Annotated in this window: 12 protein-coding genes and 1 pseudogene; 3 read left to right on the forward strand and 10 right to left on the reverse strand. The window is 49.5% G+C overall.

Going from position 1 to position 14,156, the window contains the following annotated elements; all coding sequences use genetic code 11:
* Positions 1-2: 2 nt before the first annotated feature.
* The 6 genes and pseudogenes from ccsA (NT002_03840) to NT002_03865 all read right to left on the reverse strand — a co-directional run bounded on the left by ccsA (NT002_03840) (position 3) and on the right by NT002_03865 (position 4,850).
* On the reverse strand, positions 3-2,351 hold the full coding sequence (gene ccsA, locus NT002_03840) for a cytochrome c biogenesis protein CcsA (GenBank protein MCX6828395.1): 2,349 nt from the start codon (positions 2,349-2,351) through the stop codon (positions 3-5).
* Between the two features lie 2 nt (positions 2,352-2,353).
* The gene (locus NT002_03845; protein MCX6828396.1) at positions 2,354-2,761 is read right to left on the reverse strand and encodes a cytochrome c maturation protein CcmE; all 408 of its coding nucleotides are present in this window, start codon (positions 2,759-2,761) and stop codon (positions 2,354-2,356) included.
* On the reverse strand, positions 2,751-2,867 hold the full coding sequence (locus NT002_03850; protein ID MCX6828397.1) for a CcmD family protein: 117 nt from the start codon (positions 2,865-2,867) through the stop codon (positions 2,751-2,753). Before NT002_03850 ends, NT002_03845 begins: the two co-directional genes overlap by 11 nt.
* A gap of 1 nt (position 2,868) precedes the next feature.
* The gene (gene ccsA / locus NT002_03855) at positions 2,869-3,558 is read right to left on the reverse strand and encodes a cytochrome c biogenesis protein CcsA (GenBank protein ID MCX6828398.1); all 690 of its coding nucleotides are present in this window, start codon (positions 3,556-3,558) and stop codon (positions 2,869-2,871) included.
* A gap of 77 nt (positions 3,559-3,635) precedes the next feature.
* Positions 3,636-4,319: a heme exporter protein CcmB gene (locus NT002_03860; GenBank protein ID MCX6828399.1), complete on the reverse strand. Its 684-nt coding sequence runs from the start codon at positions 4,317-4,319 to the stop codon at positions 3,636-3,638.
* Positions 4,288-4,850 (reverse strand): annotated as a pseudogene (locus NT002_03865) (ABC transporter ATP-binding protein). Before NT002_03865 ends, NT002_03860 begins: the two are co-directional and overlap by 32 nt.
* A 145-nt stretch (positions 4,851-4,995) precedes the next feature.
* Here NT002_03865 and NT002_03870 point away from each other — a divergent pair.
* Positions 4,996-5,646, forward strand: a complete 651-nt coding sequence (locus NT002_03870; GenBank protein MCX6828400.1) for a hypothetical protein — start codon at positions 4,996-4,998, stop codon at positions 5,644-5,646.
* 86 nt (positions 5,647-5,732) lie between these two features.
* Here NT002_03870 and NT002_03875 read toward each other — a convergent pair whose 3' ends face one another.
* From NT002_03875 to NT002_03885, 3 genes are all read right to left on the reverse strand, one after another.
* Positions 5,733-6,314 (reverse strand): hypothetical protein, encoded by a 582-nt coding sequence (locus NT002_03875; protein MCX6828401.1) that lies wholly within the window; start codon positions 6,312-6,314, stop codon positions 5,733-5,735.
* 196 nt (positions 6,315-6,510) lie between these two features.
* Positions 6,511-6,897: a hypothetical protein gene (locus tag NT002_03880; protein MCX6828402.1), complete on the reverse strand. Its 387-nt coding sequence runs from the start codon at positions 6,895-6,897 to the stop codon at positions 6,511-6,513.
* Positions 6,898-6,965: 68 nt separating this feature from the next.
* On the reverse strand, positions 6,966-8,660 hold the full coding sequence (locus NT002_03885) for a M2 family metallopeptidase (protein ID MCX6828403.1): 1,695 nt from the start codon (positions 8,658-8,660) through the stop codon (positions 6,966-6,968).
* Between the two features lie 287 nt (positions 8,661-8,947).
* Here NT002_03885 and NT002_03890 point away from each other — a divergent pair, with 287 nt between their 5' ends.
* The gene (locus NT002_03890; protein ID MCX6828404.1) at positions 8,948-9,754 is read left to right on the forward strand and encodes a prohibitin family protein; all 807 of its coding nucleotides are present in this window, start codon (positions 8,948-8,950) and stop codon (positions 9,752-9,754) included.
* Positions 9,755-10,266: 512 nt separating this feature from the next.
* On the opposite strand, the gene NT002_03895 is transcribed toward NT002_03890, so the two are convergent.
* On the reverse strand, positions 10,267-12,462 hold the full coding sequence (locus tag NT002_03895) for a DNRLRE domain-containing protein (GenBank protein MCX6828405.1): 2,196 nt from the start codon (positions 12,460-12,462) through the stop codon (positions 10,267-10,269).
* A gap of 554 nt (positions 12,463-13,016) precedes the next feature.
* Here NT002_03895 and prfB point away from each other — a divergent pair.
* Positions 13,017-14,124, forward strand: a protein-coding gene (gene prfB, locus NT002_03900) for a peptide chain release factor 2 (GenBank protein MCX6828406.1) whose coding sequence is annotated in 2 segments (ribosomal slippage) — positions 13,017-13,073 and positions 13,075-14,124 — 1,107 coding nt in all. Because the reading frame shifts where the segments join, the coding sequence is not laid out codon by codon here.
* The last annotated feature ends 32 nt before the right edge of the window (positions 14,125-14,156 follow it).

A 14,156-nucleotide genomic window follows, 5' to 3' on the forward strand; every position in this document is an offset into this window, starting at 1 on the left:
TTCTATTTTTTGAATCGATAGTAGACGACCATCGCCATCCCAAGGAAAATGACGAATGTCCCCAGCCAGAGGAGGTTAATGCCCGGTTTGATGGAAACATCCAGTATCAGCTGATCCGGCGGAGAAGATTCGGCCAGACCCGGAATGGAAAGGGTCACAGATCCCTCACTGGCGTTAACCCGCTCGAGTATTATATCATAATTCTGCCCGCTGAAAAGCTTGACCGGCTCCGGGATCATATTCGGTCCTCCCTGTTCAGCCGCCAGTGGATTGGAAACCAAACGCGGTGTGACCGTCTCTCTGGTGCCTTTATAATCGACCTCCAGAGTCGCTCCCACCGACATCCCGCCCGAGGTGGCATGGGCGCTCATATCATAATCAACAAATCTGATTATGAAATCCCCCGCGGGGGCCGATTCCCCTTTCCGTAATTGGAGGGCGCCGGCCTGAGGCATTTCCTGAATATCCTGCGGCGAAAGATATAAATCGTAAAAGAGGCCTTTGCGGATATAGGGCTTTTTCATCATCCCTTCCATCCGTTTGGTATAGAAGAATTGAGGCCGGGCATCAATTTTGGTTCCTTTGTCTTCAAGAGTCAGCAGAATTTCATTGTTCGTCTCCTGTATGGAACCGGCCGTACCGTGATAGGTGATGCCGTATTTAAAAGCCGACTGCTTTCCTTCCCGGGGAATTGTGATCTGCTCGCTGGAAGAAAAGGCCGAGGAAGCGAGAATCCCAACCAGCATCAATCCGAACCCAAAATGGCAGAGGTGCCCGCCGACCAGTTCCATTCGGCGCGGAATATACTGGATAATGATAGCGACATGGGAACCGGCGGCGGCTATTGCCGCACCGATAAAAATCAGATATTCGACCGATCTTACCCCCAGAACCAATGCGATAATGATTCCCACCATTCCTACCGCTAAAGCCTGTGAAATCTGTCTGATTAAAGGCCACCCCTGCATGTAAAGAATTATCACGCCCAGATAAATGAAAGCAGTGATTCCTACAGTGAAGCTTAATGCTTTGAGAACGTAAAGCGCCGCAGCCACGATCAAAGCGATTCCAAAAGCAAAAATTGCTTTCGACTTGATATTCTCAATTTTAAATCCGGGTCCGGCCAAGAATGGGCTGAGGGTCAAAAAGAGACTGACGATAATGGCCAGAGGGAACGCAAAAGCGTTATATGTGGCGACATCGGCGGCCGCCGGTGACGAGGTAAGATATCTGGTGATCAAAGGAAGCGATGACCAGAAAAGCACGACCGCACCTATTATCAAAAAGAGCACCATCCCGACAAAGAGCATGAAATCACGGGAAAAAATATTATAGTTGAGCGGGGCGCCAACCTTATCGGGATTCCTCGAAATTAGGAATATGGCCAAAGTCAGGGCAAGAAAGGCCAGAAGAAAACCGACCAGCATGCCATTGATACCGAGGTCGACCAAGGAATGGACCGAAAAATCGGCCAGCACGCCGGAACGAGTTAGAAAAGTGCCATAAATCACCAGGAAAAAAATAGAAGCGGTCAGCAGAAGATTGGCGCGCCGAAGCGCTCCGGAACGGCGCTCGATAAGAAGGCCATGAATCAGGGCAATAGAAATCACCCAGGGGACGAAAGAAGTATTTTCCACCGGGTCCCAGGCCCAGTAACCGCCCCAGCCAAGTGTCTTATAGGCCCAATAGCCGCCCAAGACATTGGCGACTATCAGGGCAAGAGAGGTACTCGCGACATAAGGAAGTGTGATTTTGAGCCACTGCGAGAAATCGCGTTTGACCAGTGCGGCCAGGGCAATAGCAAAGGGAATCCCGGCCATGGCAAAGGCAAGGAACATGACCGGCGGGTGAATCACCATCCAGGGGTCTTGAAGGAGCGGATTGAGCCCGGCCCCTTCAGTAGCGGCAAATTCGAGCGGCCGGAATGGCGATAGACCGAAAACCAGGATACACAAGAGAAATAAATGCACCAGGGAATGGAAAAACATCCCCCAGGTGGAATATCTTCCGGTTCGAGAAAGAATGAAAAATCCGAAAAGGGTGCTCAGGAATAACCAGAGCAGATAGGTTCCCTCCTGCCCGCCCCAGAACGCCGAAAGGAGATAGAAAAATGGGAGGTCGGAGGAAGAGTATTCAAAAACGTACTTTATGGCGAAATTGTGCGTGAAAAAAAGGTAATACAGATATCCCAAAGCAACGGTCGCGAAGGTCATCTGAAGAGCATAAGCTTTGGTTCCAAGATCGGAGAGGTTTCTTTTACCCAGGGCGGTCAACAGAAACGCGACTCCGGAAAGGAGGGTCATGGCAAAGGCCAAGACGAGCGCAAAATCACCCAACTGTCCCGGTGCCATTATCAACCTGCCGATCCCATCGAGTCTTTATTGAGACCCTGATACTTGGAAGGGCACTTGACCAGCAATTTATCGGCGATAAATCCCTCGGAACTCTGTTTCCCCCGCACCACTACCTGAGTCGCCTGTTCGAAATTACCCGGCACCACTCCTTTATAAATAACTTTCATTCTTTCGGAGGTTGAGGCATTTCCGGCGGCGGAATCATATATGGTGAAAATCAGCCGGCGGTTCTCGGCATCAAACTCAACATCATTGAAATCGATATTTCCCACCACCTGAACCGTCTTCCCCATTTTCTTGGCCTCGGCTATTGAGACATATTGCACCGTCGTTTTTAAGAAGGCGGAGGCGCCCCAGAGGACAAAAATCACGATGACTGCGGCTCCGATAATATACTTAGCCTTCATTTTTGCTCCCCAGTTTCTTCACTTTTTTATCCAGGGATAAAAGATAAAGGAATATTCCGACCCAAATGACCAGGGTTACAACCATGACGACATAGTTGGGATTCATTTTAAATATCCTCCAAGAGATTTTCTTCGGCAGCCTTAAAGACCTTCAAAGACAAATTATATATCCATAGAAAGAGAGCCGTAAAGGTCGCCAGCGAAGTGAAAAATATGATGCTGACCATCGGGCCCATCGTGAGTTTGCCGGTTTTATCAACGACCGAATCGGACGGGTGCTGGGAAAAAGTCGGGTAAACTCGGGGCAGAATGAAGATAAGGAAAATCGCCGAAACGGCAAAAATTATCGACAGCACCGCGGAAAGAGTGGCGCGGTTATCCGGGTCGGGCAGCGCCGAGCGGAGAGCAAAGTAAGCGCCATAGATTATCAGAAGGATAAAAATGGAAACCTCGCGGATCTCCGACCAGTTCCAGAATTCACCCCAGGTCGTCTTGGCGAATATCGAACCGGTAATAGCGGCCAGAATCGCAAAGATAAGCCCGAGACGGTTGGCTGTGACCGCTTTCAGATCGAATTTCTTATTTTTCGTCTGCAGGAAGCGGATTGAGAAGAACATCGATATCAGAAAAGCAAGCGAGGCAACCCATGACTGCGGAACATGAAAGTAGAATATCCGGTAGGCATCGGCCGGGCCCAAGGAATTAGCCGGGTCCATTGGTGACGGGGTAGCGAAGGCCATTATAATAACCCCCGACATCGCCAGAAATATCAATATTTTCCACCACATATACTTCATCAAACCGTTTTACGTCCTAAGAGTTCGCCAATCTAATAAAAATAATGGTAAATCCTAATCTTTTTTATCATCTTTCATCATTGCCGCCAGACAAAATCGAACAATAGAAGCGACAGCGTAATCATCACAACATCATAAGTAATAATAAGTTGCATCGGCGGCCAGACCTCTTTATAACCGCCTCCGAGGAAGGCCACTTTTGTGATTTCTATCACAGCCACCAGAAGCGGCATCAACACTGGGAACGACAACACCGTGAAAAGCGCCCCTTTCACGGTTGCCTTGGAAACAATGGCGGCAATGATAGTGGTTGCTCCCGAAAGTCCGATTATCCCCAGAATCACCCCGGTCAGGAAAATCCCCCAATTGGCGGGCGAGGTTTTCAGCAGCACTATAAAAAGAGGGATAATCAAAACGGCCAGAATGCTCAAAAGGATTAAATTGAAAAAGAGTTTGCCGAAAAATATTACGGCCCCTTCGGAGGAAAGTTTAAGAATCATGGCTGTCCCCGATTCTTCCTCCTTGATAAAAACCTGCGCCAGACCCGACATGGCGGCAAAGAAGAGTATTATCCAGAAAAGGGCCGCCATGATCTCTTTGGAGGGTTCCAATGCACCCACCGCGAAAGATATGACGGTCAACGTCACCAGCGCAAACATCAAAATCGCATTCAGGGCGTACCGGGTACGGAACTCGGAAACGATATCTTTGCGGGTGACCGCGATAACTTTAGCCACCCAGCTGACAGAGTTTCTCGGCAAGCGAATACTCCTCCTTTTCATTGGTGGCGATAATAATCAACGACTTTGTGCGGCGTGATTCTATAAGGTCAGAGATCATTTTCTTTCCGGCCTCATCGAGGTTGGAGGTCGGCTCATCGATCATCAGGATGGCCGGATCTTTAAGCAGGGCCACGGCGTACTTGAGACGCTGCATCATGCCTGAGGAATAGGCCGCCACAAAGTCCTCTCCCCGTCCCTTGAGGCCGACCTGAGCCAGAACCTTATCAATCTCCTCATTGGTGACAAGATCGCCGTTGACACGGGCGAAGAAGTCAAGATTTTCGCGGGCGGTCAGAGAGCCATATAGTTTTTCCCCTCGTCCGAGAAAACCACTCTTCCTTTTGTAGGGAATGCAAAACCGATGAGCAGTTTCAGCAGGGTCGATTTGCCGGAGCCGTTCGGGCCGACAATAGCAATCGACTCCCCCTGTTTAAGAGCGAAAGAGATATTTTCGAACACTTTCCTGGAGCCGAACCGCTTGGCCAGATTTTCTACTTCAAGTTTAATCATATTAAGGCTAACAACGACTTACACCAATAAATGTTCCCCAATGCCGATGTCAAGTAAAGAAAGAGAACGGGTATTAGTTCCGATTGGTGATCATGTCGATTGTCAACTGAAAAAGGCTTGCCGAAAGGAATAAGAGTCAATTAACTTGGCACGCATGATGAAAAGCCTTTTGACTATTCTCGCCGCTGCTCTACTTCTGACAACAGGAGAGCTTATTGCGCTTCAAGCACCAGAGGAAAAGGATACTACTCCCGATGTTTTGAAAACCGCGCATGAACTGGCGGGGACAACTTACGCCGGATATAGGTACGGCTCGAATATGAGCAAAAAACAGATTGACTGCACCCAATTCATGCAGAAGGTGCTGGAAAGGATATTGGAGAGAGATTTATCCGAGGCTGAAGCTGAAGCGGTTAATATATCCGGGATTCCGAGCAGATCGGCGGCGCTGGATTCATTTGTCGAGCATAATGACGCCCGGACAAAAGGAGTGGTTTATGCTTTGACTGAGGTAATGAAATTGGGCGAGGAGATCAAACCGGACGATGTTCGCCACGGCGATTTGATACAGTACTGGATAAAGAGCAGGGACGGTCATTATAAGGGACATGCGGCGATTATCGAAAGCTGCTATGTCAGGGATGGAAATCCGGTGGCGCGATTGTTCGGTTCACACAAGACCCTTGGCCGGATTGGAATTGCCGTGGACAAGAGCGGCCGGGTGCTGGAATTAAATTTGATCGGTGAGCGGAGAAGAATCTATATTGTTCGTCTTCTCCGCACTAAACCCGAGTAAATCTTTTCATTTGCGTAGAGACAGCGTCCTGTTGTTCGTTATAGAGAAAGATTGTTCTGTCTGCGCCGGATACAGTAGATTTGCTATTAGAAACTACCCCACCGCATGCGATGACTTCCCGCACCCGTGACAATATTATATCCGTTCGCGTCACCCCACTGCTTGCCACCCTCATACAGTTGCGCGGAGCCGGAATTAAGGAAATCCTCGGCCATCTGTTTGTCACCATGGTGCAGAAGGATAGCATTCAGTTTCGTCTCGGTTCCTATGATACCCAGTTTTGCTCCGAGATAGAGAACACGTAATCTTATTTCCTGGTCCATAATCTGGCGACCCAGTGTTTCAACTACCAGACTATCGCCGATATTTTTCAGAATGTCGTAGATTTGGCGGGCTCTTGATGTATCGATCCAACTGGCCTCGACATCCAGGCAGGAGGCGCCCGAAACAACCAGGCAATTCAGGACGCTGTCTCTGCTGACAGCTTTATTCGAACGTCCCAGTAGTCGGGAAATAGCTTTCAGGGCAGGTTCCTGAAGCCGGCCGCACTCGCTTATCAGAGAATTTTGCATGATGCCGATAAGTTGCTCATCAGTCTCCTGATTGCAGGCCGCGAAGATAAGGGTTAAAGCAAATATTGTTGATAAACATCGATACATGAGATACATCCGGGACTCCTTTCTCGGGGCGTTCATGACTGCAAATCAAAAATACAACATATGATATATTGGCGGCCATAGAAAAATGCGAGAGGACAGAACGATGTTGTCCTGTCCCTACGGAACACGCACAGACAATTTAATGTGGAAACGGATGCTCCAAGGACTTTAGGGAAACAATTTCTCTGCAAAAGCATTGGGGTTTCTAAAAAGAAAAGCGGAGGCCGAATTGATTGACCGGCTTATTCTCAAACGTCGAGATGACCCGCTGGTAATTAATCGACAGACTTGAGACAACCGGCTTGACGACGCCCAGCTCCATATAATAATCATACTTCTTGTATGACATATTCCAGTTGAAATCGGCGCTGAACTCAAAATCAAATTTGGTCAGAATCTTAAGTGTATTTATCGAGACGACCTGGAGGGTCTTGCCGCGATTGCGGCCGGAATCATCGACATTTTGATAAAGGGATACATTATTGTTCACAGGATAAAATCCGACCACCTTGCTGTCAAATGCCGGAAGAGAGAAGATACTTGTTGATAATGAAAGCACTATGAACACCAGAAAAAAGGCCGCCTTACTCATCAGTTGCTCCTTTTATGACTTACCCGGAAATCCCCACAGAACGTGGGGATCGAATACCAATCTGGAATCTATTTATTTTCGATAAATTCTCTTACGTAATAAACCGAAGTGAGTTTTTCGCCGGTCGCCCGCTGAATCATATCGTTCCAGGGATAGCGCGCGCCTGCAAGAAAGATGTTGTCCACCAGAAATTTCCCGATTCGAGGATCGCCGGCATAGGATTCATCAAAGGGGTCAGGTGAATTCAGTACCTTATGGCCGATCGTTTCGGCCAGCTGGGAGGCGAGCAGTTCGCCCATCAGGTAGTCGTGATAATAGACCGGATAAAGTGCGATATGGATTTTGGAGGCCCAATCGGGCTCATCACGCCCCGCCGGGCAGGTCAACCCCTGATATTTCTGCACCAGGTCCCACCAGAGCTTATTCAGATTCTGGTCGGGATTTTCATAGAGGGCGCGCTCGAACAGCACCATCACCAGAGTCCAGCGGCAGAAAACCAACTGTTCCAGACGATGCATCCGTACAATATCGCCGGCTACTCTGTCGACCTCGGCTGCCGGCACTCCGACCACCTGTTTCAGCCACCGCGGATTGGCGGGCAATCGGCCAAAGAAATTGGCCATTGCTTCGGTGGTGAGGCTGTGGGCGGCACCGCGCAAAAGCCACGGCCCCTGATGATCGCCGTAATAATCGTATACGGCGTGCCCCAATTCGTGGAGAAGAGTGCCGGTCCAGGAATAATCGGGGCGGACATTGCAGATGATACGAACATCACCGGAGCGGTCGATGTCATAGCTGACGGCGTGCTGGTACTTACCGGGGCGTTCGTACAGATCGCTGTGCGCCAGGATACTGTCCACCGGGAGACCGATTCCGGCAAAGTAGCTGCGGACGATGGCTATGGGGTCTCTGCCTTGATAGAAGGCATCAATATTCACGTTGTATATCGCGGGAGCTTCCTGGAAAAACCGGTTTTGGTAGTGCCAGGGCTGCAATTGACTCTTGGGCACGTTGTATAGAGCGGCCAGCACGGAATCGATCTGACCTTTGAAAATCACAAACGGTGCGCGGGTTAGGGTGTCGAGCTGGTCAAATAGGGCGGCGATTTCGGCCGGGTCCTGCTCGCTGAGCGTAATCTGCATCTCGTAATAATTCTTGAAGCCCAATTTTTGCGCCGCCCGGTTGCGAAGTTTGACCAATTCCAGCAGCTCCGCGGCTACTTCACGGCCGACCAGCTTGCTGGCTTTCCAGGTCTCCTCGAGTTCGGCCGAATTGGTTGAGTGCCTGAGAATGGAGTCGACCTCATTATCGCTTAAGGTTTGTGCGCCGACTTTGACGCGGAAGGTGTTGAATTTCTGCTCGATGGCAGTCCCGCGGTTGACCAGTTCCTCAAGGGTTTTTGTATCGATCTGACTTCCGAGATAAGAGAGGTACAGAATGTCTAACTGGCGTTTGAGAAGCGGGTCGGTGATCTGCCCTGATTCCCGGAAGGCCTTGATTCTGGCAAAGGCGGCGGTGTCGGAATAAATCTTGCCGAGGGTGATTTGTATCTGCGCCGATTTTTCGTAGTCGGCGGCGTTACCCGAGATTGAGGCATTATATGAGGAAAGGCTGCTTTCGCGGCTGAGCGGGATTACTTTGGTCTCATAGTCCTTCAGGAAAGAGCGGAAATCCTGCTCGGTGATTTGTGAATCTGTGGCCGGGGTCAGGGCGGCAAAGCCGAATAGAATTGTTATTATGGCCAATAGCGCTGTTATCCTCATATCTCCTCCAATAATCAAAGGTGCAGGCGGTCAAAACCTTTTTGGAACAACAGGGTGGAATGTAAGGGATAAATTTGGGTTTGGCAAGGGGGGGCGGATTGGGGTTATGCCGCAGGGTCACGCCGGACAGGGCAAGCGGTATAAGAGCCGGCGGAACAAAGAAATACAGTTGACTTTGAAAGGGCGGCGGCCCTATCTTAAGCACATGTCCATTTTTTTAGGGGAAGATCAGATCACTCAAGACAAAGAGATAAGTTGTCTTTGCTAAACAAGGAGGTTTGAAGACCATGACACAGAGCAAAAGCATCGTTCTGCTGTTACTTTCGGTATCGTTATTGGCGCTGGCCGGCTGCGGAACCCAGGTTCCCTCGGGACATCGCGCCGTTTTCTACAGCACTTTTGGATCCGGCACGGAGTTCGGACGGATCTATGGCGAAGGCTTCACTTTCCACCTGCCGTGGAACAAGATGTTCGTATACCGCACTCAGATTCAGGAGCAGAAGGAAGACCTTACGGTTCTGTCGTCCGACGGCGCTTCGATCAAAATGGAAGTCTCGATTCTCTATTACCCGGAACCGACAAAGCTCGATTCGCTTCAGGTTACGGTGGGAGAAGGCTACTACTCGGATATCGTAGCGCCCAATATCAGAGGTATCGCCAGGGCTGTCGCCGGTCGCTACAAGCCCGAGGAGATCTATTCCACGAAGCGCGAACAGGTGGCCAGGGAGATTATTGACGAACTGAAGGCATCGGTGGCCAAGAAGTGGATTGTCATCGAAAATGTACTGATTCGCAACGTGCAGATACCGGAAAAGATTTCCGATGCGATCAATTTCAAGCTGACCGCCGATCAGGAGACTCAGCGGATGCAGTTTACCATCGAGAAGGAGCGACTCGAGGCTGACCGCAAGCGGATCGAAGCACAGGGTATTGCCGACTTTCAGAAAATTGTCTCGGCCGGGCTGACATCGTCGTATCTGAAGTGGAAGGGAATCGAGGCCACCGAGCATCTGGCGACCTCGACCAACTCGAAGATCGTGATAGTCGGCAACTCGTCCAATTCCATGCCGGTAATTCTGAGCGCCGACAAGTGAGCTAGCCCGGAAATGTCGAAACCCGCGCTCATTCCGCATTCTGCGGAATTCGGGGGAATTTCGACCTACACCTGTATGTGCGACAATGAGATAGGCGATATTCGCTCTATGGCGTAAATTGGGTTCGTTTCTTCGATTTTTAAAATATCACGGTGGCATGTTTGCGCCAAAGGCCAAGAATGAACAATTTCTGTGCATTATGATGAGCTGTGACAATCTCCTTTTGGCGATCAGACTATTTATGGCCGGGGAATTATTATTCATATATAAGGGGTAGGGCGTAAATCACCATCGAAGTTGTAGTGATTTTGCTTGGGTGACGGTGAAAGGCGATGCTCAAAAATGAGACCCGCTTTAATCCTAATTATGCCCTTGACAATTAAGACGGGGTCTACAACGGCTGTTAGAAAAATGTTAGAAAGAATATTTGTGACCTGTGGATTTCGCGGGATATATTATGAGTTTTGTAAGGCAGGCTATTGAAGCCTGCCTTGCCCTATTTCTGTAGTTGCCTATTTTAGAAGCAGCATTTTGCGGGTCTCAGAAAATTCACCCGCTACAATTCTATAAAGATAGATGCCTGTTGAGACCGACTGACCGTCCTTGCTTCGACCGTTCCAAACAACTTGATAAGTACCGGGCGAAAACTCATGGTCAACCAATCTGGCTATTTCGGCACCCAGCAGGTTATAAACTGCAACGGTGACATGAGATCTTTGGGGAACAGCGAATCCAATTGTTGTGGCCGGGTTGAACGGATTTGGATGGTTCTGAAACAGTGCGAAATCCTCAGGCAATTTGCCGGTGTATATATCAGATATGTCTGTGTAGGTGTTCGGGCCCGACCAGCCACTGGGGCCACAAGCGTTGAAGGATCTAACACGCCACCACAAATCGCCGCCTGGCACAGTGAGTTGTACGCTGCAAGAGCTGATAGTTGTGTCCTTCCACAAGTGCAGAAAGCTTGAAGCACTAGTATCTATCTGGAGACTGTAACCAGAGGCTTGTGAGACACACTGCCAGATGAACGATAAGACGACAGGACCGTGTGCGCCACTGCTTGGAATCATGCTTCCGGGATTCGGATTTGCCGGAATCGTGATGATCGTCACGCAAATCTGGTTGCTGAGGTTGCTTGCCCCACAGCTGTTTTTCGCCAGAACATAGTAGCAGTAAGATCCCCCTGAGGCCTTAGTATAGCATCGCTGCGTTACGTTACCAATGTCCGTCCAGCCGCCACCATTCTCCTGAATCTCGTAACTGGTCGCACCCGCAACCGCACCCCACGATATACAATACTGAACATTCGTACACCCGGACGCAGGCCCCGTAATGAACGGTGGCAGAGGAACAGGATCCACCGTCACGCAATGCTGGTTACTGGAATTACTTTGTCCACAGCTGTTTTTCGCCCGAACATAGTAGCAATAAGATCCCCCTGAGGCCTTAGTATAGCATCGCTGCGTTACGTTACCAATGTCCGTCCAGCCTCCACCATTCTCCTGAATCTCGTAACTGGTCGCACCCGCAACCGCACCCCACGATATACAATACTGAACATTCGTACACCCGGACGCAGGCCCCGTGATGACCGGCGGAATAGGAGGGGGCAAGGGGGAACAACATGACTGCGACGATTTGCTGGAATTGTAGTAACAGCCGTATTGAGCATCAACCTGATAGCAGTGCGACCCGCCGGAGTAGTCATTGTATGGCGGACTGAATGTACCTAAGGTTCCGCCGTCCCGGTAGAGGGTATAGCCAGTCGCTCCGGTGACCGTATTCCAATTAATGCTCACATAACCACATTGCGGAGTACAACTGACTATGGGAACATCTTTTGTATATTCCGCAACATACGTGGCTCCCTGACTCGCAGAGATATCGATCCACTGGTCCATGGTAAGGAGGTTACAGACATCCCACCAACCTAGAAACGTCCTTCCCAAGGCGGGGTTTGAAGCTGCTATCCTGACCGATGCACCTTGGCTATAGCGAAAAGTGGCAGGTGTGTAACCGCCGGATTTTCCATCAGCGTCGGATGGAGTTACGAAGACGTACACGCCATTCTCTGGTACACTGATTACACTAAAAGTAACATTTTGGGGAGGAGTAGTCACCACAACCAATGTCTCTGGGAATGATGACGATTGCCTTGATCTCAACTCGGCGATGCCCGTGGTATATTCGGTTATCGGTCTAATCTCGAAGCCATTGTTGCTTTGGCTACCAGTTACCCAGTTCTTGATGTCATAGAAGTTTGGCGCGTCGACTTGTATGTCGCTCCATCCCGGTAAAAGCGTTGACTGGCCGAGTACTACGGAAGCGCTAGGCTGATTATTCCAGGTTATGGTATATTCGTCCCACGCAGCCGAGACCAAGAGAATATAGGATGACTGGTTGGGATTCGACCCTGCATTGTAAATCTTCAATCTGGCATCTGTTATATATGGTGCTTCTCCTGAAGGAATTACTGACAGATCGAATTTTAAGAACGATCGCAGCCGACCATTATTGACATCGTAGCCCACAAGAAGGGCGATACCACCACCATCATTGGTATTGGGGTATTTGATGGAAACATCGGCGTCAGCGACCGACAAAAGCCTGTAAGTTGTCGCGTGCACCTGCATTGTCAATCCAGGCAAAAACAGGAAACTTACAAGAACCAAGAGACCAATTTTGGTCGAACGTGAACAACATTGCATTTGACTCTCCTTTCCAACGTGCTCCAAACCATGACACGTTACCTTATGCCAATGACATTCCGATATTAGGTTCGTAGACGCCATATATACCGTTCAGCATTGGGCTATTCTGTTAACAGATTGTGAGATGTTATCTACAAGTCAGGCTTAAAGACCCCGAGATCGGAAACGGATTCATCTTGCAGTTTCATCCCGGTTCGTTTAAACATATCCTCTGAACTGTCTAAGTTAGGCCGCGCTTTGCCTAATGTCAAGCGCTTTTCGATATAATTCTCTCCTTATCCTGAGTGTTTCTGTCTTGATTCGCTCCCGTTGCTCCAGGATTTAGGTTGATCAGTATGAATCGTCGAAACCCCCGCTCATTCCGCCTGCGGCGGAATTCGGAGGGCATTTCGGACCGCCCCTGAAATAAACCAAATTTAGTCCTCGATTGTTGGCGCCCGGTGGATTTTTCTCATAATTTGGATATTTCTTGGAGAAAATTTAATCATTTTAACATTTGACTTTTGGGGGGAAAGGGGTATATATTACATATCTTATTGAAGGATTTGAGAATGATAAACGACGTAAAAGAGACCATATCTGATTTAAAGACACGACTTTCCAAACTAGGGAGGTTTCTTTGACCTGGAAGGACGTCGTGAAAAAATTAACAAATTGGAACAGCTGACATCCGCCCAGGATTTTTGGAGCGATAATCAAAAGGCTCAGGCGATCCTGAAGGAAATATCCGAGCACAAAAAATGGATGGAGAGGGTCGGGCGCTATAATGCGGAATTATCCGACCTCGATGAGCTGTTTTCGCTTACCAACGGCGATGAAAACTCGCCCGATGTGGTGGAAATAAAGCATTCGCTCGACCAGATGGTCGGCGAAATGGAGAAGCTGGAATTGACCACGCTTCTTTCCGGCCCGGATGACGCCCGCAACGCCATTTTGACGATCCATCCCGGCGCCGGCGGCACCGAATCGCAGGACTGGGCCGATATGCTGTTCCGGATGTATAACCGCTGGTGTGAAATGAAAGGGTTTAAGGTCTCACTGCTGGATTATCTTTCGGGAGAAGAGGCGGGGCTCAAATCGGCCACGATCGAAATCACCGGCGAATATGCGTTCGGGTATCTCAAAGCGGAATCGGGGGTGCATCGGCTGGTGCGCATCTCCCCTTTTGACGCCAACAGCCGGCGGCACACCTCGTTTGTTTCGGTCTATGTTTATCCCGAGGTGGAGGATACGGTCGCGATTGAAATCAAGGATGATGATATCCGGCTGGATACCTATCGTTCCTCGGGCGCGGGGGGACAGCATGTCAACAAGACCTCCTCGGCGGTGCGGATCACCCATTTCCCGACCGGCATTGTCGTTCAGTGCCAGAACGAGCGCAGCCAGCTAAAAAACCGCGAGGTGGCGTTTCGTATCCTGCGGTCGCGGCTGTATCAGATGCAGCTTGAGGAGAAGAAGAAAAAGCGGGCGGAGGTGGAAAAAACCAAAAAGAAAATTGAATGGGGCAGCCAGATACGGAGTTATGTGTTCCATCCCTACAACATGGTGAAAGACCATCGCACCGATGTGGAGACCTCGAACGTGCAGGCGGTGATGGATGGGAATATCGATATGTTTATCGAGGCGTTTCTGGCCAATCCCGATTTGAATGAGACATAAAATAATAATATTCATCATTGAGTGAACAGGAG

This window comes from Candidatus Zixiibacteriota bacterium (genome assembly GCA_026397505.1).
Lineage (GTDB): Bacteria > Zixibacteria > MSB-5A5 > GN15 > PGXB01 > JAPLUR01.